Source organism: Salinirubellus salinus (assembly GCF_025231485.1).
GTDB classification, from domain to species: domain Archaea; phylum Halobacteriota; class Halobacteria; order Halobacteriales; family Haloarculaceae; genus Salinirubellus; species Salinirubellus salinus.
The window spans coordinates 3,391,259-3,417,507 of the sequence record NZ_CP104003.1 but is presented as its reverse complement, the minus strand read 5'-3'; the positions used below and the strand labels follow the sequence as shown (position 1 = coordinate 3,417,507).

Here is a 26,249-nt window from a genome sequence, read left to right as displayed (position 1 = left end):
AGGTCGGTGGCCGCCCACAAGAGCGTTCCGTGGGAGGAGGCGTTCGTCGAGGACGAGGCGTGTCGGCGGGCGACTCGCGGTACAACCGAGACCGCGACAGCTGCTCACGGCGCGCGCCACCGCAGTCGTCCCGAGCCGCACGCGGGAAACGCTCTTGCCCGCGGCGCGAGAGCACCCCGGTATGAGCGAGGACTGCATCTTCTGTAGCATCGTCGCGGGCGACATCCCCAACCGAACGGTCTACGAGGACGACGAGGTGCTCGCGTTCCTCGACGTGAACCCGCTCGCCGAGGGCCACACGCTCGTCATCCCGAAAGAACACGGCGAGCAGGTGGCCGACCTGCCGGAGGTGGCCCCCACCGTCTTCCAGCGGGCGGCCGAACTCACCCCGGCCGTGCGCGACGCCGTGGACGCCGATGGCACCACAGTCGCCGTCAACGACGGCCCCGCGGCCGGACAGGAGGTACCCCACCTGCACGTCCACATCGTCCCACGCGAGGAGGGCGACGGGGCGGGGATGCTCCACGCGCTGGACTGGGCCCGACCCGAACTCGACGACGACACGTTCGACGACGTGCAGCAGGCCATCCGCGACGCGCAGTAGCCACCTGATTCCGAAGCTTTTTGTGCGAAAATTACACCAGGAGAGGTGTGAACGCAACTACGACGGCGCTCGTCGGCGCCACGGGTGGGGCGGGGACGACGCGCCTGTGCGTGGAGTTCGCCGCGCTGCTCGCTCGGGAGGGCGAGGACGTCTGCGTGCTCGACGCCGCCTACGCGACGCAGGGGCTGGCCCAGTACGTCACCGGCCGTATCGACCCCGACGTGACCGCACTCTGTACCGAGGAGCGACCGCTGGCCGACGGGCTGGCGGACCCGTTCTTCGACGCCCCCGGCCGGGTCGCGTTCTGCCCGGCGTTCGCCCCGTTCGAGCGCGTGGCACGCGCAAAGACGCCCGACGCCGCCCGTGAGTTCGAGCGGCTCGTGGGCGAGGCGGCCGAGCGGTTCGACCGCGTCCTGCTGGACGTACCACCGGTCGCGGCGAACCAGTCGGTGGCGGCGGTGACGACCGCCGACCGGCGGGTGCTCGTGACCCCCGACACGCGCCGTGGGGCCGACGCCCTCCCGCGGATGGCCGGGCGGTTGCGGGACGTGGACGCCCCCGCCGAGTTCGAACTCTCGAACCGGGGCGGCAGGGTGGTCGAGCGGGCCGACGCACACGTCCCCGCGGGACCGACTGGTGTGGCCGACGCGCCGGCCGTGTTCGACGACGAGGCGTTCGCCACGGGCGTGGCGGAGGCCACCGAGGTGGTGTTCGAGGTCGAGGTCGAGCGCGAGGAGTCCGGCCTGCTCGACGGCCTGCTATAGCAGGTCGCCCACGTCGCTCCGAGCGTCGGCCAGCGGGTCGGCCCGTTCGACGGCGAGCGCCCCCTCCAGCGCCTCGACGGCGCCCGGAATCGGGTCGTGCGTCTCGCAGTAGACGCCGAGCGCGAACTCGGTCTCGCTTCCGACGAGCGCGACGGCGTCGGTCCGACCCACACGGGCGTCGAGGAAGTCACGGACCACGTCGCGTTCGACCGGCGAGAGCGGGCAGACCGGTTCGCCGAGGCGGTGGAGCGCCCGCGCGCCGGTGGCGGGGACCAGTCCGGCGACCCGCGAGGCCGCACCGACCGACTTCCCACCGGCGTAGGCCTCCACGAGCGTGGCCGCCGCGCTCGCCGGACAGGGCAGCGCCGAGTCGTACGCGCCCAGTCGTTCGGCGAGGTCGGCCTCGGTGTCGTCGACGCTCGCCACGCCACGCTCGCGTTGCTCGGTGGTCACCTCGATACCGGCCGCGATGTCCGAGAGCCCCACGGTACGTTTCGCTTTGTGAACCGTGTAATTTAAATCTAGGGTGACGGGTCGAGCACATCGGGCGAGTCAAGTGCGCCCGTGGTCTACCTGTCGCCGTGTCACAGCAGGTCGCCGAGGTGGAGACGTTGTTCCTCCACGAGCGAGACGGGACGTACGTCGTCGGCGTCGAACGCGACGGCCGCCGGGTCCTCCACGGTTCGCTCGAGGTCAAGCAGACCGACGCCGGGCCCCGCCCGGCCCGTCTCCGCGTGAAGGCCGGCGACGACGAGGACCTGCGCTCGCCGGACCAGTTCGTCGACATCGCGCGCCGCGCCCGTCGCATCCGTATCTCCGAACAGACCTCGCGGGGGGGACGGGACGAACTCCGGGCGCTGCTCGACGGCTACCAGCTCGAGGCGAAGGTCGTCCGGACCTGCCGGTACTGCGCGAACGCCGGGCGCTACGCGCCCATCACCGACGAGACGGCCATCCGGGCCGACGGGGAGTTCATCTGCCCGGACTGCGCGATGCGGGAACTGGAGCGGGAGGCCGAGTTCCGCGGCCTGCGCTCGGGCGCCCGGAAGCGACTCGAGGAGCTCCTGCTCGAGGTGGGGGACCTCGAACGCATCAAGAACCTCCTCTCGGGGAACCTCGACCCGGACCTCACCCGGTTCGACACCATCTCCGCGACCACCGACGAGGTGGACCTCGTCGACGTCGAGACGCTCGACCTGCACCCGAACCTGATGCGCAAGGTCCGCGACCGGTTCGACACCCTGCTCCCGGTCCAGTCGCTCGCCGTCGACAACGGCGCGCTCGACGGCCGCGACCAGCTGGTCGTGAGCGCGACGGCGACCGGGAAGACCCTCATCGGCGAACTCGCGGGCGTGAACCGCGTGCTGGAGGGCGAGGGGAAGATGCTCTTCCTCGTCCCCCTCGTCGCCCTCGCCAACCAGAAACACGAGTCGTTCCAGGAGCGTTACGGCGACATCGCGAACGTCTCCATCCGCGTCGGCGCCTCGCGCATCAACGACGACGGCAACCGCTTCGACCCGAACGCCGACATCATCGTCGGCACGTACGAGGGGATCGACCACGCGCTCCGGACCGGCCGTGACCTCGGCGACATCGGCACCGTCGTCATCGACGAGGTCCACACGCTGGGCGAGGACGAACGGGGCCACCGGCTGGACGGGCTCATCTCGCGGCTCAAGTACTATACCGAACAGCGAAACCAGAACAGCCAGTGGATCTACCTCTCCGCGACGGTCGGGAACCCCGAGGAGTTGAGCCAGCAGCTCGAGGCGACGCTCATCGAGTTCGAGGAGCGACCGGTCCCGATCGAGCGCCACGTCACGTTCGCCGCCGACGGCCGCGAGAAGACCGAGATAGAGAACAAGCTCGTCAGGCGGGCGTTCGACTCGAAGTCCTCGAAGGGGTACCGCGGCCAGACAATCATCTTCACCAACTCGCGCCGGCGCTGTCACGAGATCTCCCGACAACTGGAGTACTCCTCGGCCCCCTACCACGCCGGCCTCGACTACGGCCGGCGGAAACAGGTCGAACGCCAGTTCGCGGACCAGGACCTCGCCGCGGTCGTGACGACGGCGGCGCTCGCCGCCGGTGTCGACTTCCCCGCCTCGCAGGTCGTCTTCGACTCGCTGGCGATGGGTATCGAGTGGCTCACGGTACAGGAGTTCTCCCAGATGCTCGGGCGGGCCGGCCGACCAGACTACCACGACGAGGGCACCGTCTACCTCCTCGTCGAGCCGGACTGCACGTACCACAGCTCGCAGGAGGAGACGGAGGACGAGACGGCGTTCCGACTGCTGAAAGGCGAGATGGAGCCCGTCGTCACGCGTTACGAGGAGTCGGCAGCCGTCGAGGAGACGCTGGCGAACCTCGTCGTCGCGGGCAAGCGCGCGAAGTCGCTCAACGACCGGATGGTCGGCGAGGTGCCGACCCGGCACGCGCTCGCCAAGCTCATCGAGTTCGGCTTCATCGACGGGCTGGAGCCGACGCCGATGGGGAACGTCGTCTGTCGGCACTTCCTCGCGCCCGACGAGGCGTTCGTGATGTTAGACGGCATCCGGCAGGGACGCCACCCCTACGAGGTGGTGGCGGACGTCGAGTTGATGGACGAACACTGAGTCGCGGGCGAGGGGGCCGGGGGGCCGAAGCGATGGGGACCAGCGCCAGTCAGAGCGAGAGTCGTTCGAGCAGTCGCCGTCCGAACGAGGGACGACGCGACTCGTGGGGGTAGACCGTGACCGTCGTACAGCCGGGGGTCGGGACGCGGTCCTCGAACAGCGCGTCGTGGAGCCGGTCGTCGCTCCCGCGGCGCACGAGGAGGTCCGGTCGGGTCGGTCGGCCGCCGTCGGTCCGGAGCCAGCGGGTCCGGACCGGGACCGAGAGCAGTCCGGAGAGTTCGGCGGCGTACGCCTCGAACGTCCGTCGTTGCCGGTCGGTCCCGGTCCCGTCGGGGAACCAGAGCGAGAGCTCGCCGTCGTCGCCCCGAGCGATGGCCTCGGCGGTGTTCACCGTCACGGGGGCGAACGTGCTGCCGTCACCCAGGAGCGAGACGTCGGTCGGGTCGTCGTAGCCTCGGTTGTCGACCAGCAGCACGTCACAGGGCGCGTGCCGGACGACCCAGTCGATGGGGTCACCGACCAGCCGCGAGCGGAGTCGGAGCGGTTCGTGTTCCGCGACGATGCTGTCGACCCCGCGGTGGGCGGCGGCGTTCACCACCGCGTGCTTGGTGTCGTGGCTGACCACCTCGTCGGCCTCGACGTCGACGCCGAGGTCGGCGGCGAGCGCGGCCATCCGGCGCTCGAACGAGCGGTCGGCGGCCGACTGGTCGGTCGCGGCGTCGAGCGGCACCTGGTCGGGCACCTCCTCGAACCTGACCGCGGTGACACGGCCGTCGTCCGGTCGGACGAGGTCGGCCGCGAGCGAGACGAGCGCCCGCTCGCGTGACTCGTCGACCCGTTTCGTGAACGCGACGAGCACCTCGCGGGGCGGGGCGCGCCGCTCGGACTCGACCTCACCGAGCGCCTGCCGGCCGACCTGTCGGCGGATGGCGTCGGTGGCGGCCCCCTCCCGGTCGACCCGCGGGCGGACGTACGCGAGGTACCAGAGCGCGCTCCCGACGGTGATGGCGACGGCGCCGCCGATGGCGACCGGCCCCATCTGGGTGAGCAGAGCGAGCCCCGTCACCACGCCGAACACCTGCACCCACGGGTAGAGCGGCGAGCGGAACTCGGGGGTGTACTCGTCGCTCCCCTCGCGGAAGGCGATGAGGGCGACGTTGACGAGCGCGAACACGAGAATCTGGAACGCGCTCGCCAGTTTCGCGATCTCGAGGATGGGGACGAACGCGATGAGTACCAGCAACGTCGCGCCGGTCAGCGTGATGGCGTTGACGGGCGTCCCGAACCGTCCGTCCACCGCGGAGAGCGCCTCGGGGACGAGCTTGTCGCGGCTCATCGCGAACGGGTAGCGCGACGAGGAGAGGATGCCGGCGTTGGCCGTCGAGACCAGCGCGAGCACGGCCGCGAGGATGACGGCGACCACGCCCACCTGTCCGAGGGAGACCTCGGCGGCGACGGCGACCGGCGTCAGCGACCCGGCGACGCTGCCGGGGTCCGTGATGCCCACGAGGACGGCGACGATGGCGACGTACAGCACCGTCGTGAACACGAGCGAGCCGAGGATGCCCAGCGGGATGTTGCGCCCGGGGTTCTCCACCTCCTCGGCGACGCTGGCGACCTTGGTCACGCCTGCGTAGGAGACGAACACCAGTCCCGTGGCGGCGAGCAGGCCACCGACGCCGGCGTCGAAGAAGCCCGCGAAGTTGGCCCGTTCGACGCCGGCCACGCTCCCGGCGGTGAACCAGCCCAGCGCCGCCAGCATCACGACGACGATGGCGAGCTGGAGCCGCCCGGTCTGTTTCGCGCCGACGACGTTGACCAGTATCAGCAGGCCGGCCAGCCCGATGGCGACGGGCTTCAGCGGCAGGTCGAACAGGAGGAGGAGGTACGGCACGCCGCCGACGAGCGCGAGCGCTCCCTTGAACGAGAGCGAGAACCACGTCCCGACGCCGGCGACGGTGCCGAGCAGCGGCCCCATCCCTCGCTCGATGTAGATGTAGGTCCCGCCGGCCTCGGGCATCGCCGTCGCCATCTCGGACTTCGAGAGGGCGGCCGGGACGACCAGCAGGCCCGCGAGGGCGTAGGCGACGACGACGAGCGGCCCAGCGATCTCCAGCGCCAGCGCCGGCAGGATGAAGATGCCGCTACCGATCATCGCTCCGATGCTGATGGCGAGCACCGACGGCAGACCGAGGTCGCGTTCGAGTTCCTTCATCCCGCACGCTCCCGGTCGGTCGACAGCCCGTCGAGGCGCTCGGTTACGGCCTCAGAGACGACGCTCGTCACGCAGACCGGTTCGTGCCCCGTCTCCGCGACGAGGTCACGCCGGTCCGGCGTGTTCACGAGCACGAGGACCTCTCGCACCGCGAACCGGGTCCGCACGAGCTGTGCGACGAGGAGGTTCCGGCGGTCGCGTCGCGTCGCCACGACGACCGTCGAGCGCTCGGAGAGCCCGGCCCGTGCCAGCACCCGGCGGTCGCTCGGGTCCCCACAGACGCCCGGCAGGTCGGTCGCGTCCTGTCGCTCGTCGACCAGCGTGACCGCGTGGCCGGCCGCCCGAAGCCGTCTCGCTATCGATGCCCCCAGTCGTCCGCCGCCGAGGACGACGTACTCGCCCGCCCCGTCGCGCGAGTCGCCGTCGAGTCGCTCCTGTCTGAGTCTCATGTCGTCGTCGGGTCCGGTGTGTATCCCCACTTGCAGACGGAACGCCATAAGTAGCCTGCTTTCTTCGACAGTTCGTCAATCTAGATGCCCTATTACACACTAACCGTCTCGAAGGGCGGTCGGTGAGGAGGGTCGGGAGGAGCGCGACGGGACGAGCGGCGACCGGACGACGGGAGACAAGAGTGATTACCGTCCGAGCGTGACCGTCGCTGTCGAATGAGAGACGGCGAACTCGACTCCACGGACCGATCGATCCTCTACTACCTCCAGCAGGACGCCCGTCGGACCTCCTCGAACGACATCGCCGAGCGGCTCGGCCTCTCCGCGAGCACCGTCCGGACCCGCATCAACAAGCTCGAGGACAGCGGCATCATCCGCGGCTACCACATCGACATCGACTACGACCTCGCCGGCTATCCGCTCTACACCAAGATCATCTGTACGGCGCCGGTGACCGACCGCGACGCGCTCGCCGACCGGGCCCGCGAGGTCCACGGCGTCACCGCCGTCCGCGAGATCATGACCGGCAAGCGGAACGTCTACGTGAACGCCATCGGTCAGACCCACGACGACCTCAACCGCATCGCGCGCGAGCTCGACGAACTCGGCCTCGACATCGTCGACGAGCAGATCATCCGGGACGAGTACGTCTGTCCGTACCACGGCTTCCTCGAGGAGGACGAGGGGGGCGACGAGTAGCGACCCCACGGGACCGAACCGACGAGGGCGGACGGCGGCGCCCTGCCGGGAGTTTTTTGCCACCCGGCGGCGTCCTCCGCCCGTGGCACTCGCTCCAGTGACCCCCGGCATGTTGGTCGTGTTCGCCATCATCGTCGTGGCACTGGTGCTGTTCGCGACGGAACCCGTCCCCATCGACGTCACCGCCATCGGCATCATGGTGGCGCTGATGGTCCTCGGGACGGACGGGCCGCTGAACCTCACGCAGATATCGGCCAGCGAGGGGCTCTCCGGGTTCTCCTCCTCGGCGACGCTGACGGTGCTGGCGATGTTCATCCTGAGCGCCGGCGTCCAGCGGACCGGCATCGTCCAGATGCTCGGGGCCCGCGTCGCCCGGTTCACGAAGGAGTCCGTCTCCCGTCAGCTCGGCGCGACGATGGGCCTGGTCGGCCCCATCTCGGGGTTCATCAACAACACCGCCGCCGTCGCCATCCTCCTCCCGATGGTGACCGACCTCGCCCACGAGGGGAAGACCTCGCCCTCGAAACTCCTCATCCCGCTCTCGTACGCCTCGATGTTCGGCGGGATGCTCACCGTCATCGGCACCTCCACCAACATCCTCGCCTCGGACATCTTCGCCCGCATCCAGGGCCGCCCGTTCTCGATGTTCGAGTTCACCGCGCTCGGGGCGCTCGTCTCGGTCTTCGGCGTCGTCTACCTGCTGACGGTCGGCCGGTACCTCCTCCCCGAGCGTATCCGCGCGGAGGACGACCTGACCGAGGAGTTCGGGATGGCCGACTACCTCACCGAGGTGGTCGTGCGCGAGGACTCCCCACTCGTCGGCCAGACCATCCAGACCGGACTGGAGGAGACCGACTTCGACGTCGACCTCGTCCAGCTCATCCGCGGGAACCAGGTGTTCCTCGAGCCGCTTGCGCCCAAGGTGATACAGGCGGGCGACGTCTTCGCCGTCCGGACCGACCGCGACACGCTCGTCGACCTCATCGACGCCGAGGGCCTGGACCTCGTCTCCGACGTCATCGTCGACGAGGCCGAACTGGAGCAGGCCGAGGGGGGCCAGAACCTCGTCGAGGTGGTCGTCGCCCCCGGTTCGTCTCTCGCGGGCGAGTCACTCGCCTCCACGAACTTCCGCCAGCGCTACGACGCGACGGTGCTCGCACTCCGCCGCGGCGGCGAGGTCATCCGCCAGCGGATGGACCGCCTGCAGCTCCGCGTCGGCGACACGCTGCTGGTGCAGGCGACGAGCGACTCCATCGAACGGCTGAACACCAACCGGAACTTCATCGTCGCCCAGGAGGTCCAGCGCCCCGACTTCCAGAAGTCGAAGATCCCCGTCGCCGTCGGCATCGTCGCGGCCGTCGTCGGCGTCGCCGCCCTGAACATCCTCCCCATCGTCGTCTCGGCGCTGGCGGGGTCGGTGGCGATGGTCGTGACGGGCTGTCTGAAGCCGACCGAGGTGTACGACTCCATCCAGTGGGACGTCATCTTCCTGCTCGCGGGCGTCATCCCGCTCGGCATCGCGATGGAGGAGACCGGCGGCGCGGACTTCATCGCCGACCTCGTGGTGGGGAGCGCCGGGTCGCTCCCCCTGCTCGGCGTGGTCGCGGTGCTCTACCTCGTCACGGCGCTGTTGACGAACGTCATCAGCAACAACGCCAGCGTCGTCCTGATGATCCCGGTCGCGTTCGAGACCGCCCTGCAGGTGGGCGGCGACCCGTTCGCGTTCGTCCTCGCCGTGACGTTCGCGGCGAGTACGGCGTTCATGACGCCGGTGGGCTACCAGACCAACCTCTTCGTCTACGGCCCGGGCGGCTACCGGTTCACGGACTACGTGAAGGTGGGCACGCCGCTCCAGCTGGTGTTCGCGGCGGTGACGACGCTGGGTATCGCGGGGCTGTACGGTGTGACGCCGTAGTCGGAACGAAACGCTTTGGTTACGCCGGCGATATACTCTATCTGCGGGGCCGTGGGTTAGTGGTATACTCCGAGCCTTGGGTGCTCGTGACCCCGGTTCGAATCCGGGCGGCCCCATCCAGTTTCTTCTCGCGCCGCACGTTCAAATACGAAACCGATAGCACAGTGCGTAGAGATGGAGAGTCATCGGAAGGGCGAACTCACCGAGGCCGTCGTCGTCGCAGAGCTGAAGCGGCGGGGGATACCAGTCTCGCGGCCGTTCGGCGACAACGAGCGGTACGACGTGGTCGCCGAGACACCCGGTGGAGCGCTACTGAAGTTACAGGTCAAGACCGGGCGGTTCGAGCGCGGAACCGTCGTGTTCGACGGCGTCTCGACGCACACGAACTCCCAGGGGAACGTCTACAAACCATACGAGGACGACGTGGACTACTTCCTCGTGTACTCAGACGACCTCGAGACGCTCTATATCGTCCCCGAGTCGAGGGTCGGGTCGTCGATGGCCCTCAGGGTAGAAGCGCCGAAGCAGACCGACCCGAAGATCAACGACGCGAGCGCGTACCTGTTCGACGAGAACTGGCCTCCGGACACCGACGAGCGCGTACAGCCTGTACCGGGCAACGGGGCGGTTCAGGCGGTCACCGAGGCGTTCGACGCACTCGGAGCCTCGGTCTATCGCACCGAGAGTGACGACGTGTACATCGTCGAGACGGGCGAAGGGAGGCTGATACGTGTCAGACTTGGCCGCGTGAGCGAGCAGGGCGGACGGCTGCGGGCTGGAGATCTCCAGAGTGGCCTCCGTACGACCGATTACTACGCGCTCTACGACCCCTCACGCGAGCAGACGTACCTCGTCGCGGCTGACGAGTTCGGTGCGTCGCTCTCGCTCCGAACCGACGAGCCCGAACAGATCCAGCACGACACCCGCTTCGCCGAGGACTATCGGCTCGAGGCAGTCTGGCCCCCGGACGGGGTGCCGAACGCCAGCCCGAGGCCGGCCGTCGGTGCCGCAGTCGCCCGGTTCGAGTCGCTCGGCGTCCCGGTCGGTGTCGTCCACGACGGGTCGGTCCCGTACGACCTGCTCGCGGCGGCCGAAGACGGCTTCCGGCGCGTCGCCGTCGTCCCCGGGTGGTGCTCGCGTGGCTGCCTGCGGTTGAAACCCGAGTCGAAGGCGGGTGTCGACGCCTACGTCGTCTACCACCGCGATAGCGACACCTGCTACGCCGTCGACGCCGACCGCTTCGCCCGGTCGATATCGCTCCGCGTGGAGCCGCCGGCGAAACCGGACCCGCGCATCAACGAGGCCAGCGAGTTCGAGCTCGAGCGGAACTGGCCGGTGTGAGAGGATCGAGGCCGAGACAGCGACCGCTCTACCTCACTCCAGGTCGAACCGGTCGAGCGTCATGACCTTGTGCCACGCGTCCACGAAGTCCTCGACGAGCTTCTCCTCGCCGTCCTCGGCGCCGTAGACCTCCGAGATGGCGCGGAGGCGTGAGTGCGACCCGAAGACGAGGTCGGTGCGAGTGGCCTCCCACTCGACCTCGCCCGTCTCGCGGTCGCGGACCAGGTAGACGCCGGCCTCGTCCTCGGCGGGCTCCCACGCGTTGTCCATCGTGAGGACGTTGACAAAGAAGTCGTTGGTGAGCGTCCCCGGCTCGTCCGTGAAGACGCCGCGGTCCGAGTCGTCGTAGTTCGCCCCGAGCGCGCGCATCCCGCCGACGAGCACGGTCATCTCGGCCGGCGTCAGGTCGAGCAGGTCGGCCTTGTCGACCAGCATCTCCTCGGGGGTGGCGTCGGCCTCGTCCGAGAGGTAGTTGCGGAAGCCGTCGGCCTTCGGCTTGAGCGCCTCGAAGGACTCGACGTCGGTCTGTTCCTGGCTGGCGTCGACGCGGCCCGGCTCGAACGGGACCGTCACGTCGTAGCCGGCGTCGGCCGCCGCCTGCTCGACGGCCGCGTTACCGCCGAGCACGACGAGGTCGGCCAGCGAGACCTGCGTCCCGTCCGAGCGCGAGGCGTTGAACTCCTCCCGGACCTCGCGGAGCGTGTCGAGCACCCGCGAGAGCTGTTCGGGGTCGTTGACCTCCCAGTCGCGCTGCGGGCGGAGGCGGATACGAGCGCCGTTCGCGCCGCCGCGCTTGTCGCTGTCGCGGTACGTCGACGCCGACGCCCACGCGGTCTCGACGAGGTCGGAGATCGAGAGGTCGGTCTCGAGGATCTCGGCCTTGAGCTGTTCGGCCGCCTCCTCGTCGATGGTGCCGTAGTCGGCCTCGGGGAGCGGGTCCTGCCACAGCATCTCCTCGTCCGGGACCTCCGGGCCGAGGAAACGGGACGGCGGGCCCATGTCACGGTGCGTGAGCTTGTACCACGCCTTGGCGAAGGCGTCGACCATCTCCATCGGGTTGTCGCGGAACCGCTCGGCGATCTCCCGGTAGTCCGGGTCCCGGATGAGCGCGATGTCGGTCGTGAGCATCATCGGGGTCTGCTCGCCGTCGCCGTGGGCCTCGGGGGCCTTCTCGATGGCCTCCTCGTCGGCGCCCTTGGGCTTCCACTGCCACGCGCCGCCGGGGCCCTTGTGCGGCTCCCACTCGTACTCGAAGAGGTTGTTCAGGTAGTCGAAGTCCCACTCGATGGGGGCGGCCGTCCACGGCCCCTCGATACCGCTGGTGATGGTGTCGTCGCCCTTGCCCTCGCCGTAGCTGTTCTTCCAGCCGAGGCCCTGCTCCTCGATGGGAGCGGCCTCGGGCTCGGGACCGAGGTTCCCCTCGCCCTCGGCGGCGCCGTGGACCTTCCCGAACGTGTGGCCGCCGGCGATGAGTGCGAGCGTCTCCTCGTCGTTCATCGCCATCCGGTCGAACGTCTGACGGATGTTCTTCGCGGAGGCCTCCGGGTCGGGCTTGCCGTCCGGCCCCTCGGGGTTCACGTAGATGAGACCCATGACCGAGGCGCCGAGGCCCTCCTGGATGCCGCCGGGCTCGTCGAAGCGCTCGTTGGCCTCGAACTCGCTCTCGGGGCCCCACCAGGTGCCCTCGTCGGGCTCGTAGGCGTCCTCGCGGCCGCCGGCGAAGCCGAACGTCTCGAACCCCATCGACTCCAGCGCGACGTTGCCGGTGAGGATCATGAGGTCGGCCCACGAGAGCTGCTTGCCGTACTTCTGCTTGACCGGCCAGAGGAGGCGTCGGGCCTTGTCGAGGTTGGCGTTGTCGGGCCAGCTGTTGAGCGGGGCGAGCCGCTGCATCCCGCCGGCCGCGCCGCCGCGGCCGTCGCTGGTCCGGTAGGTCCCGGCGCTGTGCCACGCCATCCGGATCATCAGGGGGCCGTAGTGGCCGTAGTCCGCCGGCCACCAGTCCTGCGAGGTGGTCAGGGTCTCCTCGATGTCCGCTTTCACCGCCTCGAGGTCGAGTTTCTGGAACTCCTCGGCGTAGTCGAAGTCGTCGCCCATCGGGTCGCTGTCACGGGCGTTCTGGTCGAGAACGGCCAGTTTCAGCTGCTCGGGCCACCAGTCCTTGCTGGTCCTGCTCATGTCTGTGGGGTTCGTGCTTTGGGCTGTTAAGATTGTCTAACGCGATATTGAAGTTCGTCGTGCCGAAAGCAATCTGCCGGCTCGGGGAACTTTTTTGCGCGAGAACGCACGCGGCCGCCCTCACGACGGCCACCGATCACTCGGTGTGCAGTTCGACGTCGCCGTCGGTGACGGCGGCGATAGCCCACCGACCGGCCAACTCCGCCCCGTCCGGCAGGTGGACCTCGGGGACGAGCGGGTCCGGCACGGGGACGTAGGCGTCGGCCTTCAGCTCGCGGATGGAGTTGTAGACCCCCACCTCGCGGCCCGCCTTCGTGACGTGGATGCGCTTGTCCGCGCCGCGCCGGTAGGCGTAGGGGAACGCCGTCGGGGCCGGGCAGGCGAGGTCGGTGTAGGCGTCGAAGGCGGCCTGTACCTTCCCGTCAGCCTCGAGGACGATGCGGGTCCGCTCCTCGGCGGTGACACCGCCCGCCTCGTGGGTCTCGCGCCAGACGAGGTCGCCGTCCGCACGGACGGCGCCGAAGCCGTCGCTCCCGACCCGGAGGCGGTCGGGGACGTGGTAGAAGGTCCGCAGGCCGTCGTCGTCGGCGCTCGCGGCGCCCGGCGGGTCAGTGAGGACGGCGTGGGCCTCGCTCGCGGTGTCCGGGTCCGCCGCGAGGAGGGCGAACCGGCCGCGCTTCGCGGCGGCGGCCACCGCGTCGACGACGACGGTCGGGTCCGCGCTCGGGAGTTCGTCGACGACCACCTCCCCCGCGCCGAAGCGTGCGGCCTCTCCGGTCGGCCGGAGGTGAAAGTCACCTTCGGCCCGGTCGTTCGGGCGGACGGCGGCGTACCCCTCGCCTGCGAAGTGGTCGGCGACGGCCGCCGCGAGTCGTGGCGCGGCGTCGCGCGGTCGCTCCCCGCCTCCCCCCGCCGGGTCGCTCGTGTCGGTCATCGGCAGTCCTAGGGCGTACAGGGGCAAGTACCCCGCGCCACCGGCAGTCGTGTCACGCTATCTCACTCCGCCCGAACGCTCTTGTGGCCCCGTCGACACGCTTCGGTCGATGATCCCCTCTCCTGCCCCCCGCTGACGGGGGCCGCTCGCGGGCCGGTGTCCGTCGGTACGAGCATCGCTCTCCAGCCGACGCGCCACCCGCCGCACCCGCGTGCCGTGGGTGGCGACCCACTCACGAATCAGATGTCACGACACGCGATACGCATCGAGGGCGGACGCGCGGTCCTCGCGGCACGAGTCGCGCGCGACGCCCACACGGAACCGGACACGACCGAACTCGAACGACTGGCCGAGGCGGCGGGGTACGACCCCGTCGGGAGCGTCACCCAGCGACGCCGTGAGGACCCGGGGACGTGGCTGGGCCGCGGGAAGGCCGAGACGCTGACCGAGCGGGCGGCCGAGACGGACGCCGACGCGGTACTGGTCGACGGCGGCCTGACGCCCGGCCAGTACGCGAACCTGCTCGACCGGCTCCCGGCCGGGACGGAACTGGTAGACCGGTACCGGCTCGTCCTCGGCATCTTCGCTGCCGGGAGCGCGGACCGTCGGGCCGCCCTGCAGGTGGAGGCCGCCACGCTGCGTTACGAACTCCCGCGGCTCCGGCAGGCCACCGAGGAGTCGCTGCTGAACGAGGCGACGGAGAAGGGCTCGCCCGTCCTCGACGCCGAGCGACGCGTCGACCGCATCGAGACGAAACTGGCCGCGCTGGCCGACGAGGCGGCCGAGCGACGCGAGGAGCGGCGGGCGGCCGGCCTCGGACTGGTCGCGCTCGCGGGGTACACCAACGCCGGGAAGACGACCCTGCTCCACCGACTCGCCGACGGGATGTCGGTCGAGGAGGCCGGCGGAACGGCGGGACACGACGACGCGCCCGACAGTACGCCCGTGGCCGACGACCTGTTCGTCACGCTGGAGACGACGACCCGGCGCGGCAGCCTCGGTGGCCGGCCCGCGGTGTTCACCGACACGGTCGGCCTGCTCGACGGGGTGCCACACGACCTGGTCGAGTCGTTCGGGACGACGCTCTCGGCGGTGTCGGGGGCGGACGTACCGGTGCTGGTGGTCGACGCGAGCGACCCGGTCGACCGGGTGCGCGAGAAGGTCCGGGTGTCGCTGGACGCGCTGGACGTGGCCGACCCGGTGGTCGCGCTGAACAAGGTCGACGCGCTCGAACCGGGGGCGCTCGACGCCCGCCGGGACGTGGTCGCGGACCTGCTCGATGGCGGCGAGGGCGTCCCCGTGAGCGCCCGTGACGGGACCGGGGTCGACCGACTGCGCCGGGCGGTCGCAGCGCGGTTGCCGACCGACCGGGCCACCTTCCGCCTACCGAACGCACCGGAGACGGAGTCGTTCCTCGCATGGGTTCGCGAGCGTGGGGCGTGCGAGGTGACCTACGAAGGGGAGTGGGTCGCCGCCGAGTTCGTCGCCCGACCCGCAGTGGTCGCCGAGGCACGGGGACGGGCACCGACCGAGTAGGGGTGGACGGGGCCAGCGGCGTCCTCAGCGGCCTCGTCGTCCGGCCGGGCGAGCGAGCGGCGTCGGCCGTCCCGTCCGACGGCGGTGCCAAACGGTCAAGACCGTCGCCCGTCAGGTCTCGGTAACATGTACGACCGGATCGTGATCGCCGTGGACGGCAGTGACGAAGCGAGACGAGCAGCACGGCGGGGCCTCCGCCTCGCCCGCGCCTTCGACGCGACGGTCCACGTGCTCTCCGTCGTCGAGCACGGCGCACTCCGACTCACGGAGACGGACGCCGAACGAGACCAGCTGCGTGCACGGGGAGCGGAAGCCCTCGAAGAGGTCGAAGGACTGGCCTCGGAGCTCGGGCAGCCCGTCACCACGCGTCTGGTGGACGGCAAGCCCGCCGTCCAGATCACCCGGGTCGCCGACGAACAGGACGCGGACCTCGTCGTCGTCGGCCGGCAGGGCGTGACCGGACTCGGGCGGCGACTCCTGGGCGGCGTCACCGAGCAGGTCCTCCACCGGAGTGACGTCCCCGTGCTCGTGGTCCCCGGCGAGGACCACGACGGCGGGGCCGGATACGGACGCGTCCTCCTGACGACGGACGGGAGCGAGAACGCCGAGGTCGCGGTCCCGCACGGAGTGGCCGTCGCCCGGCAGTTCGACTCGACCATCGACGTGCTGAACGTGGTGGACGTCCAGGCCGCTGGCGGCGCGTTCGGGGCCGGTGGGCTCGAGAAGGAGTTCCTCGAACGGCTCGACGCGAGGGGTCGAGAAGCCGTCGACAGCGTCGTGGAGCGAATCGAGGCGTCCGCCCCGGACCTGCCCGTCGAGACGGCCGTCGAACGGACGACCTCGTTCGACGGTGCCGCTGCCGGCGTCAGGGCGTACGTCGAGGAGCACGACGTCGACCTGATCGTCATGGGGTCACACGGCCGGTCGGGGCTCGGCCGACAGGTGCTGGGCAGTGTCGCGTCTGCCGTGCTCCGGACGGTCGACGTCCCGGTGCTCGTCGTGAAGCGAGCCAAGTGAGGCCGTCGGCAGCAGCGGTCTCAAGAGTGCTCGTGGCGGATGGCCCCGCCGATGGCCATCGCCGCGAAGAACAGCACCAGGTCCTTCAGCAGGTACTGGCCCTCCGGGGTCGGCACCAGCGGGAACTCGATGAACGTCACCTCGGGGAGCAGGACGAACGCCAGTATCGTCCCCGGTATCCGGACGAGCAACAGGAACAGCGCGACGCGGACGGTGGGTTTGTAGAGCATCGCGAGCCCGATGGCGACCTCCCACCAGCCCAGCACCACGACCATCGTCTCCGGCGAGCCCCAGTAGATGGTGTGGGCGAGCAGGGACGTCGCCGTCTCGTGGCCCATCGGCTTGAGCAGGCCCAGCCAGACGAACAGCAGTCCCAGCGAGCGCCGGTGCAAGCGGTGCCCGTACCGTTCGAGGAGGCCGACGACCCGGTCGTCGACCCGCTCGAGCCGTGCTCGTATCGACCAGTTCTGCTCCTCCATCGCCACGCCTAGCGTCTCCAGCCACATATCTCGGTCGGCGGAGGGGCGGTGGGGCGAGCGTTCGGGGCGGGGGCTGCCCCGGCCCCGGAACCGTCACGTCGCGTGGTCACTCACCCTCGGCAGGCCGGACCGTGACCACCGGTGCCGGCGAGGTCCGCACCGTCTTCTCGGCGACGCTGCCGAGGAGGTACCGTTCGAGACCGCTCCGTCCGTGGGTCCCCATCACCACGAGGTCGATCCCGTTCGCCTCCACGTACGAGCGAATCGCACCGTGGGGCGTCCCGTACTCGACGGCCGTCTCGGTCCCAGTGACGGCCGTGTCGGCCGCCCTGCGTTCGACGGCCTCGACCGCTCGCCGGGCCTCGGCTTCGAGTCGGTCGACGACGGCGTCGGAGCGAACGTCGAGTCCCATCGCCATCGTGTCGACGACCGAGAGGGCGTGGAGCCGAGCGCCGTAGGTGCTCGCGACGTCGACGGCGAGGTCGGTCGCCGCCGCCGCGCCGTCACTGCCGTCGGTCGGCACCAGCACGTCCTCGTAGGGGTACGTGACTGCGTCCTCGTCCATCGACTTGACCGTCAGGACGGGGACGTCGGAGAGCCGGACGACCTTCTCGGTGACGCTCCCGAGCAGATAGCGTTCGACCCCCGTCCGACCGTGCGTGCCCATCACGACGAGGTCGACCCCCGCTTCGGTCGCGTACTCGAGGATGGCGCGGTGCGGGACACCGGTCCTGACGGCCTGCGTGGCCTGGACACCGGCCGCGGCGAACTCCGCACAGGTCCGCTCGGCGAGGTCGGCCCGGTCCGCTCGCATCCGCTCTCGATGCGGCGCGTTCTCGAGGGTCCGGGCGTCGGCGACACACAGGGTGTGGACGGTCGCCCCGTACGTGTTCGCCAGATCGCTGGCGTAGCTGACGGCCGTGGCCGCGCTCTCGCTGCCGTCGGTCGGGACGAGGATGTCGTCGAGCATGGACTCATACGTCGTCCGCGAACGGAATCAATGCTTCTCCGACGGGGCGCTCGGCCGAGAGTCGTGACGACCCCCTCCACCGGAAGCCGAGGGGTGTCGACCACTTCCACCCCGGCTTGCCAAGGTTCTTAGCCGAAGGAGCACAAGCCCGTCCAACAGATGGCCATCGGGGACGACGCCGAACTCATCGACCGCTTCGAGGAGTTCTACCGCGACTACTACCGGAACGAGATCGGCGAACTGGCCCAGAAGTACCCGAACGAACAGCGCTCGCTCTACCTCGACTGGAACGACCTCTACCGCTACGACCCGGACATCGCCGACGACTTCGTCGCCAAGCCGGGCCAGATGCGCGAGTACGCAGAGGAGGCCCTGCGGCTGTACGACCTCCCGGTCGACGTGAAACTCGGCGGCGCGCACGTCCGCGTCGAGAACCTCAGCGAGGCCACCGGCATCCGCGACATCCGCGCCGACCACGTCGGCAACCTCGTCGCCGTCCAGGGTATCGTCCGCAAGGCCACCGACGTCCGCCCGAAGATGCAGGAGGCCGCGTTCGAGTGCCAGCGCTGCGGCACGCTCACCCGCATCCCGCAGTCGGGTGGCGACTTCCAGGAACCCCACCAGTGTCAGGGGTGCGAGCGACAGGGCCCGTTCAAGATAAACTTCGACCAGTCGGAGTTCGTCGACGCCCAGAAGCTCCGCATCCAGGAGTCACCCGAGGGCCTGCGCGGCGGCGAGACGCCGCAGGCCATCGACGTGAACATCGAGGACGACATCACCGGCCGCGTGACCGCGGGCGACCACGTCACCGCCACCGGCATCCTCCACCTCGAACAGCAGGGGAGCCAGCAGGAGAAGTCCTCCATCTTCGACTTCTACATGGAGGGCCTCTCCATCCGCATCGAGGACGAGCAGTTCGAGGAGATGGACATCTCCGACGAGGACGAGAAGGCCATCGTCGAACTCTCCTCGGACCCCGACATCTACGAGAAGATGGTCAAGTCGATGGCGCCGTCCATCTGGGGCTACCACACCGAGAAACTTGCCATCATCATGCAGCTGTTCTCCGGGGTCAGGAAGTCGCTCCCGGACGGGTCGCGGATTCGTGGGGACATCCACATTCTCATGATCGGTGACCCGGGTACGGGCAAGTGTCAGAGCTTTGATACAAGTGTCACACTCGGTGATGGAACCGAGCAACAGCTAGGGAAGTTGGTCGAAGAGCACCTCGACGATCCCGTTCCAATCGACGACGGGGTGTATCAGCCGGTCGACTTCGAGGTCCTGTCGGTCACAGACGACGGTCGAATCGAGCCCGCGACGGCGACGAAGGTGTGGAAGCGGGAGGCACCAGACCGGATGTACTGCATCACGACCGAGAGCGGTCGAGAGGTCGAGGTCACCCCCTCTCATCCGCTGTTCGCGAACCTCGACGGGACGCTCGATGCGGTTCGGGCAGATACGCTCGAAGAAGGGGAGTTCCTCGCTGTGCCGCGTCGAACTCGACCGGACGCTGACGACTCGCTGAACATCGAGCATCGTCGTATCGATCACCCCAATACGAACTCGCTCGAGACACCCAAGTCGCTGACACCAGAGTTGTCCCGGTTACTCGGGTATATCATCAGCGAAGGCTACGTCAACCGAGCATCAGGTGCCGGTGGAAGTGTCGTTATCACAAATGCCGATGAGGAGATACTGACGGACGCACGGACGTGCATCGAGTCGTTGGGACTGCGTAGTAAGCGTCGGGCTCACCACGACTCCCCGCACGTCGGGTTCGTTAGCTGCCACTCAGGCGAATTCGTCGACTTCCTCAGAAACATAGAACCCGCAATCCTCGAGCGGTCGGCAGGCCAACGCGTCCCACAGCAGATTCTGGGGGCGAGTCGGCCGATCCAGCGGGCGTTCCTGAGAGCGTACGTCGACGGGGAGTGCTCCGTCTCGGAGAAGGAGCGCGAGATCACGATTGCGTCGATGAGCCGTGAGTTACTCGAAGGCGTCCGAAGTCTGCTCCTCCGGCTCGGGATCGAGTCGCAACTCCACCCGCGGCACAACGACAGCTATCGGCTTCGAATCAGTGGCCGGAACTTCGAGAAGTACGTCACCGAAATCGGCTTCGTCACGGAACGGAAGGCACTCAGCGCAGACGAATACGAAGGAACCCCCCGGAACACGAACGTCGACATCGTTCCGGACATCGGGGACGAACTGAAGCGGATTCGGGAGCAGCTCGAACTCTCACAACACGACTTCGAACTTCCCCGGTCGACCTACCAGCACTACGAGCGCGGCGACCGAAATCCGAGCCGAGCGAGCCTCCGGTCGGTGCTGAACACGTTCGAGGCACGTCTCGACTGGCTCAGAGATCAGAGATCCCGGTTGGGCCACGGGGCCTACGACTGGGAGACGGTCATCGACCTGCGTGACGAACTGAACGTCTCTCAGGAATCACTGGCGGCCTCGATGGGGGTGTCACAGGCGTCGGTGAGCCACTACGAGAAGGGCCAGAGTGTGCCCGACGGCGGTGGGGTCTGGATTGCAGAACAGACGCTTCGTGAACGAATCGACGACGCGCTTGCCGTTACCGATGACGTGGCGAGGCTCAGGCAACTGGCCGAGAGTGACATCGGCTGGGAGCGTATCGACACGATAGAGGAACTCACACCCGACTACGACTGGGTCTACGACCTCGAAGTCGAAGGCACACACACGTACATCGGGAACAACGTCGTCTCGCACAACTCGCAGATTCTCCAGTACGTGAAGAAGCTCGCGCCGCGCTCGGTCTACACCTCGGGGAAGGGTTCCTCCAGCGCGGGACTGTGTGTGACCGGCGACACGCTGATCCACACGGAGGAGGGGTTCACGCCGATTCGTGACATCGCACGGGAAGAGCACCCCGATTCGGTGACGGAAAATACCGCCGCGGAGCGGGAGATGGGGCTGTACTCGTTCGATGGAGAGACGGGAAACATCGGAGAACGACCAAGCTCACACGTCTGGCGGATGCCGGAGAAACCGTGTCGGAGAATCGAGACCGCCCACGGGAAGGAGCTCGAAGCCTCGGTCAACACGCCGGTGCTCACCTGTGGAGACAACGGCCTCGAGTGGAAGCCGGTCAGCGAGGTGACGGCTGGTGAGTACGTCGCCGCCCCGAAGTACACGGACATCGACCGTGAGACGCCACCCATCGGCGACTACATCGAGTATACGAACGAGAAGCTCCGACTGAGCGAGGACTCCATCGAGTTCGTCCGGGATGGACTCCGGCGTGAGTTCGGCACTCTCAGGGATGCAGCCGCAGCCCTCGAGTTGACGGAGGACTTCATCTACGACTCGCTGAGCAACCGTTTCCTCGCACAGGAGAGGCTCAACCAGCTGCTGGAGGCTATCGGTGCGACCCGCGAGGACGTGACGGTTCGACGGGCGATGCTCGCCCACGGGTCCGACGTTCGGATTCCACGGGAGTTCGACGAGGAACTGCTCTATCTCATCGGGCTCGTATTCGGCGATGGCGACCTCTCGCTCGACGCACGTGGTGGGAATCGTGGGATGGTTCGAATATCGAACAGCGACGAGGCGTTGCTCGAGCGGGCGGCGGCCATCATAGAGCGGAAGTTCGACCGACAGGTCGAAATCGAGTATCAGGAGGAGAGAGTTCCCTGTATCCGGCTCAACAGCGCGACCGTCGCGCGATTCTTCTCGAACATCGGGATGGAATCGCCTAAAGAGGACCTAGAACTCGACAGTCGGCTCACCACCGCCGAGCACGCCGATGCCTTCCTCCGAGGGCTAATGGACGCCGACGGGTCGGTCACGAGGCGGGCGAGCGGGAGTTCGAGTATCCAGCTCTCCACCATCAGCGGGCCACTCGCCAAGCAGGTGCAGTTGATGTTCGAAACGTACGGTGTCGCCGCCCGTCGCCGTCGTCGTGACCGGCGGGGCGAACACACACTCGAGAACGGCTACACCATCGAGTCAAAGCACGTCCAGCACCACCTGACGGTCTACGGTCGGTACATCGAGCAGTACGCCGAAGTGGTCGGATTCGAGTCGGGCGAGAAGCGGGCTGCACTCGAGACGCTCGTCGGTGCGAGCCAGCGCCGTGAAGAGAAGATCCCGGTCGGGGGAGCCCTCCAGGCCGCCCAGATAGGCAGCGGTGGTGGCTCGTACTACATGAACTTCACTCGTGGCGACAACCCTGGACGCGGTCGCGCTCGTGAGATACTGGAGGCGTTCGACCTCGGCGGGATGCACACGAGTGTGGAGGAGGCCGTCGATGCAGACCTGGTCTGGGAGGAAGTTGTGGCCGCAGTCGATACTGGGAAGAAGGAAGTCTACGACCTGACCGTCCCCGAGACCCACAACTTCCTCGGAAACGGCCTCGTCACGCACAACACCGCTGCAGCGGTACGCGACGACTTCGGCGAGGGCCAGCAGTGGACGCTCGAAGCCGGGGCACTCGTGCTGGCGGACCAGGGGGTGGCCGCAGTGGACGAGTTGGACAAGATGCGGTGCGTGACGGGGGATACGCTCGTTCACTGCGCCGACGGACGGTTCGAGATTGCGGAGTTGGCCGACGAAGCCACGGAGGCAGGTACTACCGAGTCGCTCCCGAACGGCCGGACGATTCGGGACCTCGACCTGGAAGTGTGGACGATGGCCGAGGACGGACGGGTCCTCCAGCGGCCCGTGACGGCCATCCACGAGTACGAGCCACCCACCGAACTGACCGAGGTAACCCTCGATTCCAGCCGGACACTCCGGTCCACGACTGACCACCCGTTCTTCCTCGACGACGAGGGCGAGCGGATCGAGAGGCCAGCTGCGGAACTCGGGGCCGGGGACCGGGTGTACGTCCCACCGCAATCGCTGCGGACTGCGGCCGACGGCGGCGTCCTCCTGGATGACGTCGACAAAGGCGCCGAAGAGTTGTCCGTCGAGACGGCGCGTGTGGCTTCGGTCGAGACCATCGAGAACGAGGACGAAGAGCGTGTGTACGACCTCACGGTCGAGGACACCCACAACTTCGTCGCGAACGGGATGGTCGTCCACAACTCGGAGGACCAGTCCGCGATGCACCAGGCCCTCGAGCAACAGGAGATATCCATCTCGAAGGCCGGCATCAACGCGACGCTCAAATCTCGCTGCTCCCTCTTGGGCGCGGCCAACCCCACCTACGGCCGGTTCGACGAGTACGAGCCGGTGGGCGAGCAGATCGACCTCGAGCCGCCGCTCATCTCTCGATTCGACCTCATCTTCACGGTGACGGACAAGCCGGACAAGGAGAAGGACCAGCAGTTGGCCGAGCACATCATCAAGACGAACTACGCGGGTGAGCTGAACACCCACCGGGTGAGCGTCTCCACGTCGAACGTCTCCCAGCAGGAGGTGGACAACGTGACCGAGGAGGTGGTCCCGGAGATCGACCCCGAACTCCTCAGGAAGTACGTCGCGTACGCCAAGCGCAACTGCTACCCGACGATGACCGAGGAGGCGAAGACGGCCATCCGTGACTTCTACGTCGACATGCGGACGCAGGGGAGCGACGACAGCGCGGTGCCGGTGACGGCCCGGAAACTGGAGGCGCTGGTGCGGCTCGCCGAGGCGAGCGCGCGCATCCGGCTCTCGGACCGGGTGACCACCGAGGACACCGACCGCATCATCGCCATCGTCCAGTCCTCGCTGGAGGACGTCGGGATGGACCCGGAGACGGGTGAACTCGACGCGGACATGGTTGAGGCGGGCACGTCGAAGTCCCAGCGCGACCGTATCAAGAACGTGAAGGGCATCATCCGGGAACTGCAGGAGGAGTACGAGGACGGCGCGCCGTACGACCAGGTGCTAGAGCGGGCCGAGACGGGCGGCATCGAGCGCTCGAAGGCCGAACACGAGATACAGAAGCTCAAGGACCGGGGCGACATCTACGAGCCGAAGACCGACCACCTGCGGGTGGTGTGAGTCCCGTCCGGGGTGGGTAGAGCGGGACTCGAGCGTCCGGCCACTCGCCGTGGGTCCCAACCTCGTGCCTCGCGAGACCTATCTTCTCACAGATACCCCCCACTACACTTATACTAATATGTTAACAATTGCGTCCATGCCGAGTGCCGGGGAGGGCGGGCGCGAGGTGGGCACGATCCTGCTGGTGAGTGCCGACCGGGCGCACGCCGAGACGTTCGAGCAGGAGGTGCGTGCCCGGTCGCACTTCAAGCTCCAGACGGCCGAGACGGCCGCAGCGGGGCTCGCACGGCTCCGTTCGGACCCCCAGATCGCGTGTATCGTCAGCGACCACGACCTGCCCGACGTCGACGGCATCGCGTTCCTGGAGGCGGTCCGCGCACAGGACCCGGAGTTCCCGTTCATCCTCTTCACCAGCGAGGGGGGTGAGGAGTTCGCGAGTCGCGCTATCCACGCGCGAGTGACCGACTACCTCATCAAGGAGCGGTCGCTGGACCAGTGGGACCGACTGCTCTCGCTGGTCGAGCAGGCCATCGCGTTCCACGACCAGAGCCGCGAGGTCGGCGACCTGACCACGCGGGTGCGGGTCGTGCTCGAGGCGTTTCCCGACGCGGTGGTCGTCGTCAAGGAGGAATCGGTTGTGTACGCCACCCAGAAAGCACTCGGCCTCTTCGGGGCGAAGACTCGCGAACAACTCGACGGGACCGCAGCCGACGCCCTCGTCGAGTCCGACCCCGGGACCTACACGACGGAGATATTCAGTCAGATACAGGCGGGCACCGTCCACATCGAACGCGCCACCGTGGACGCCGTGACGCTGGACGGGCGGCGAGTCCCCATCGAACTGACCGCGGCGGCCATCGAGTGGGAGGGCGAACCGGGGAGTATCCTGCTTTGCCGGGAGATAACCAGCCGGATCGAGCGCGAGCAGCAGTTGGCGACGGCGAACGAGCAGTTACGCGTCGTCAACCGCATCGTCCACCACGACATCCGGAACGACCTGAGCGTGATCGACGGCTGGGCTCACCTCCTCGAATCCCACGTCGACGAGGACGGCGAAGAACTCCTCGCGCAGATTCACCAGGCCGCCGGACACGTGCTCGACCTCACCGAGACGGTCCGGGACTTCGTGCGGGCGATGGAGTCGGAGGGGTCGGTCGACCTCGAGGCGGTCGACCTCGGCGACCTCCTCGAGGCCGAGCTCGAGATGCGGTCCCGTCTCCACCCCGATGCGACGCTCGAACTCGAGGGCGACACGGACGTCGAGGTGCTCGCGAACGGCCTGCTCTCGACGGTGTTCCGGAACCTCATCAACAACGCCATCGTCCACAACGGCGAGGAGCATCCCGAGGTCCGGGTCACGGTCGAGGAGCAGGGCGAGTGGGTCGATATCAGCGTGGCCGACAACGGGCCCGGCATCCCGGACGCGCAGAAGGAGACGGTACTGGGCCGGGGGGAAGCGGGGCTGGACGCACCGGGCGCGGGGGTGGGACTCTACCTCGTCGACATGCTCGTCGACCGCTACGGTGGGACGCTCGCGGTCGAGGACGACGAACCCGAGGGGACGGTGTTCCGGGTGTCGCTCCAGCGGGCCGACTGAGTCGGCACCCCGCGCCCACGGACGGCCCGGGGGGCTCAGTCCCGTCCGTCCGGGTCGCGGGTCCGCCCCACCCGCTCGGCGGCCTCGACGACCGTCCCGAGCGTCCGCTGGACGTCGTCGTTCCGGAGTGCCGAGAGGAGGCCGAACAGGCCGACCGTCCGGTCGCTCGTCTCGTCGGTGAACGCGCTGGCGCCGGCGTCGAGCGTCTCGAGCACCCGGGGGTCGCTCGCTCGCTCGGCTACGTCGACGGCGTTACCGAGCTGTGTGCCGAGCGCGTAGTACTCCTCGGGCGTCCGGTCGGCCGCGTCGCCGAACCCCTCCAGCAGGGCGAGCAGGCCCTGCAGGGTGTCCACGTTCTCGCCGAGCGTGACGAGCGCGTCGACCGACTCGGTGCGGTCGAACGCCGCCGCGAGCCGGCGGACGTCCTCGCGTGCCGCCTCGGCGGCCGCGGCATCCTCGGGGGCGACGTCCGCGAGGGTGTCGCTGGCCACCTCCAGCGTGGCGAGCAGGTCGAGGAACGTGTCGGTGTTGTCGCCGAGCCGGCGCAGCAGGACGAGCGTCTCCTCGCGTTCGAACGCGACGCGGAGCTGGGCGATCTCTCCGCGGTTCTCCGCGGCCACGGCGCGGAGTTCGGGGACCAGCTCCGCCGAGAGGTCCTGTACCACGACGAGGAGGTCGAGGAGCTCGGCCAGCGAGTCGGCGTTGCTCCCGACGCGCTCGAGCAGGTGGAGCGTCTCCTCGTGCTCGAGGGCGGTGCGGAGGTCGGCCACCGGCTCGCGGTTCTCCGCGGCGGCGGTGCGCAGTTCCGGGACGAGGTCGTCGCTCAGCCCGCGGACGACCGCGAGCAGGTCGAGTAGCGCGATGAGGTCGTCGGCCTGCGCGTCGAGGCGGGCCGCGAGGGCCTCGAGGTCGGCATCCTCGCCGGTCGAGGCGGATGGGAACCCGTCGAGGTCTGGTGGTGCGTCGCTCATG

At 68.6% G+C, this 26,249-nt stretch carries 18 protein-coding genes and 1 tRNA gene; 11 read left to right on the top strand and 8 right to left on the bottom strand.

All coding sequences use genetic code 11. From position 1 onward, the window contains the following. Positions 1–181 precede the first annotated feature (181 nt). On the top strand, positions 182–604 hold the full coding sequence (locus N0B31_RS17985; protein ID WP_260592994.1) for an HIT family protein: 423 nt from the start codon (positions 182–184) through the stop codon (positions 602–604). Between the two features lie 47 nt (positions 605–651). Then, a complete protein-coding gene (locus N0B31_RS17980) occupies positions 652–1,368 on the top strand; it encodes a CpaE/TadZ family protein (RefSeq protein WP_260592993.1) in 717 nt (238 codons plus the stop codon). On the opposite strand, the gene N0B31_RS17975 is transcribed toward N0B31_RS17980, so the two are convergent. Then, positions 1,363–1,854, bottom strand: coding sequence for a DUF7858 family protein (locus N0B31_RS17975; protein WP_260592992.1), 492 nt, complete (start codon positions 1,852–1,854; stop codon positions 1,363–1,365). The two genes, N0B31_RS17980 and N0B31_RS17975, sit on opposite strands and share 6 nt — an antisense overlap. 95 nt (positions 1,855–1,949) lie before the next feature. On the opposite strand from N0B31_RS17975, the gene N0B31_RS17970 reads away from it, so the two are divergent. After that, positions 1,950–3,983, top strand: a complete 2,034-nt coding sequence (locus tag N0B31_RS17970) for a DEAD/DEAH box helicase (RefSeq protein ID WP_260592991.1) — start codon at positions 1,950–1,952, stop codon at positions 3,981–3,983. Positions 3,984–4,032: 49 nt separating this feature from the next. Here the strand turns inward: N0B31_RS17970 and N0B31_RS17965 are convergent, their stop codons facing one another. Together N0B31_RS17965 and N0B31_RS17960 are read right to left on the bottom strand one after the other, a co-directional pair. Continuing rightward, positions 4,033–6,198: an amino acid permease gene (locus N0B31_RS17965; protein ID WP_260592990.1), complete on the bottom strand. Its 2,166-nt coding sequence runs from the start codon at positions 6,196–6,198 to the stop codon at positions 4,033–4,035. Next, on the bottom strand, positions 6,195–6,647 hold the full coding sequence (locus N0B31_RS17960; RefSeq protein ID WP_260592989.1) for an NAD-binding protein: 453 nt from the start codon (positions 6,645–6,647) through the stop codon (positions 6,195–6,197). The genes N0B31_RS17965 and N0B31_RS17960 overlap by 4 nt, the downstream gene beginning before the upstream one ends. Positions 6,648–6,863: 216 nt before the next feature. Between N0B31_RS17960 and N0B31_RS17955 the strand changes: the two genes are divergently transcribed. The 4 genes from N0B31_RS17955 to N0B31_RS17940 all read left to right on the top strand — a co-directional run bounded on the left by N0B31_RS17955 (position 6,864) and on the right by N0B31_RS17940 (position 10,602). Beyond that, complete coding sequence (locus N0B31_RS17955) at positions 6,864–7,346, top strand: Lrp/AsnC family transcriptional regulator (RefSeq protein WP_260592988.1); 483 nt, start codon at positions 6,864–6,866, stop codon at positions 7,344–7,346. Between the two features lie 109 nt (positions 7,347–7,455). After that, positions 7,456–9,261, top strand: a complete 1,806-nt coding sequence (locus N0B31_RS17950; protein ID WP_260644016.1) for an SLC13 family permease — start codon at positions 7,456–7,458, stop codon at positions 9,259–9,261. 45 nt (positions 9,262–9,306) lie between these two features. After that, positions 9,307–9,377, top strand: a tRNA-Pro gene (locus tag N0B31_RS17945). A 58-nt stretch (positions 9,378–9,435) separates the two neighbouring features. Then, complete coding sequence (locus N0B31_RS17940; RefSeq protein ID WP_260592987.1) at positions 9,436–10,602, top strand: group I intron-associated PD-(D/E)XK endonuclease; 1,167 nt, start codon at positions 9,436–9,438, stop codon at positions 10,600–10,602. Between the two features lie 33 nt (positions 10,603–10,635). Here the strand turns inward: N0B31_RS17940 and katG are convergent, their stop codons facing one another. Both katG and N0B31_RS17930 read right to left on the bottom strand, forming a co-directional pair. After that, positions 10,636–12,780, bottom strand: a complete 2,145-nt coding sequence (gene katG, locus N0B31_RS17935; protein ID WP_260592986.1) for a catalase/peroxidase HPI — start codon at positions 12,778–12,780, stop codon at positions 10,636–10,638. Positions 12,781–12,916: 136 nt separating this feature from the next. After that, positions 12,917–13,714, bottom strand: a complete 798-nt coding sequence (locus N0B31_RS17930; protein ID WP_260592985.1) for a hypothetical protein — start codon at positions 13,712–13,714, stop codon at positions 12,917–12,919. 243 nt (positions 13,715–13,957) lie between these two features. Here N0B31_RS17930 and N0B31_RS17925 point away from each other — a divergent pair, with 243 nt between their 5' ends. After that, positions 13,958–15,250, top strand: a complete 1,293-nt coding sequence (locus N0B31_RS17925; protein WP_260592984.1) for an HflX-like GTP-binding protein — start codon at positions 13,958–13,960, stop codon at positions 15,248–15,250. A 126-nt stretch (positions 15,251–15,376) separates the two neighbouring features. Beyond that, on the top strand, positions 15,377–16,267 hold the full coding sequence (locus N0B31_RS17920; RefSeq protein WP_260592983.1) for a universal stress protein: 891 nt from the start codon (positions 15,377–15,379) through the stop codon (positions 16,265–16,267). Positions 16,268–16,287: 20 nt separating this feature from the next. On the opposite strand, the gene N0B31_RS17915 is transcribed toward N0B31_RS17920, so the two are convergent. Both N0B31_RS17915 and N0B31_RS17910 read right to left on the bottom strand, forming a co-directional pair. Further along, positions 16,288–16,773: a hypothetical protein gene (locus tag N0B31_RS17915; protein WP_260592982.1), complete on the bottom strand. Its 486-nt coding sequence runs from the start codon at positions 16,771–16,773 to the stop codon at positions 16,288–16,290. A 79-nt stretch (positions 16,774–16,852) separates the two neighbouring features. After that, the gene (locus N0B31_RS17910) at positions 16,853–17,716 is read right to left on the bottom strand and encodes a universal stress protein (protein ID WP_260592981.1); all 864 of its coding nucleotides are present in this window, start codon (positions 17,714–17,716) and stop codon (positions 16,853–16,855) included. Positions 17,717–17,875: 159 nt separating this feature from the next. Between N0B31_RS17910 and N0B31_RS17905 the strand changes: the two genes are divergently transcribed. Then, on the top strand, positions 17,876–23,680 hold the full coding sequence (locus tag N0B31_RS17905; RefSeq protein ID WP_260592980.1) for an LAGLIDADG family homing endonuclease: 5,805 nt from the start codon (positions 17,876–17,878) through the stop codon (positions 23,678–23,680). 136 nt (positions 23,681–23,816) lie between these two features. Beyond that, complete coding sequence (locus N0B31_RS17900) at positions 23,817–25,277, top strand: sensor histidine kinase (protein ID WP_260592979.1); 1,461 nt, start codon at positions 23,817–23,819, stop codon at positions 25,275–25,277. A 35-nt stretch (positions 25,278–25,312) separates the two neighbouring features. Here the strand turns inward: N0B31_RS17900 and N0B31_RS17895 are convergent, their stop codons facing one another. Continuing rightward, positions 25,313–26,248 (bottom strand): DUF1641 domain-containing protein, encoded by a 936-nt coding sequence (locus N0B31_RS17895; RefSeq protein ID WP_260592978.1) that lies wholly within the window; start codon positions 26,246–26,248, stop codon positions 25,313–25,315. Position 26,249: the final 1 nt, after the last annotated feature.

Coding starts and splice junctions, on each gene's coding strand:
- N0B31_RS17900 (WP_260592979.1), top strand. CDS start 23,817: ATGCCGAGTGCCGGGGAGGGCGGGCGCGAGGTGGGCACGATCCTGCTG.
- N0B31_RS17965 (WP_260592990.1), bottom strand. CDS start 6,198: ATGAAGGAACTCGAACGCGACCTCGGTCTGCCGTCGGTGCTCGCCATC.
- N0B31_RS17940 (WP_260592987.1), top strand. CDS start 9,436: ATGGAGAGTCATCGGAAGGGCGAACTCACCGAGGCCGTCGTCGTCGCA.
- N0B31_RS17960 (WP_260592989.1), bottom strand. CDS start 6,647: ATGAGACTCAGACAGGAGCGACTCGACGGCGACTCGCGCGACGGGGCG.
- N0B31_RS17915 (WP_260592982.1), bottom strand. CDS start 16,773: ATGTGGCTGGAGACGCTAGGCGTGGCGATGGAGGAGCAGAACTGGTCG.
- N0B31_RS17950 (WP_260644016.1), top strand. CDS start 7,456: ATGTTGGTCGTGTTCGCCATCATCGTCGTGGCACTGGTGCTGTTCGCG.
- N0B31_RS17955 (WP_260592988.1), top strand. CDS start 6,864: ATGAGAGACGGCGAACTCGACTCCACGGACCGATCGATCCTCTACTAC.
- katG (WP_260592986.1), bottom strand. CDS start 12,780: ATGAGCAGGACCAGCAAGGACTGGTGGCCCGAGCAGCTGAAACTGGCC.
- N0B31_RS17910 (WP_260592981.1), bottom strand. CDS start 17,716: ATGCTCGACGACATCCTCGTCCCGACCGACGGCAGCGAGAGCGCGGCC.
- N0B31_RS17925 (WP_260592984.1), top strand. CDS start 13,958: ATGTCACGACACGCGATACGCATCGAGGGCGGACGCGCGGTCCTCGCG.
- N0B31_RS17905 (WP_260592980.1), top strand. CDS start 17,876: ATGGCCATCGGGGACGACGCCGAACTCATCGACCGCTTCGAGGAGTTC.
- N0B31_RS17895 (WP_260592978.1), bottom strand. CDS start 26,248: ATGAGCGACGCACCACCAGACCTCGACGGGTTCCCATCCGCCTCGACC.
- N0B31_RS17920 (WP_260592983.1), top strand. CDS start 15,377: ATGTACGACCGGATCGTGATCGCCGTGGACGGCAGTGACGAAGCGAGA.
- N0B31_RS17930 (WP_260592985.1), bottom strand. CDS start 13,714: ATGACCGACACGAGCGACCCGGCGGGGGGAGGCGGGGAGCGACCGCGC.
- N0B31_RS17985 (WP_260592994.1), top strand. CDS start 182: ATGAGCGAGGACTGCATCTTCTGTAGCATCGTCGCGGGCGACATCCCC.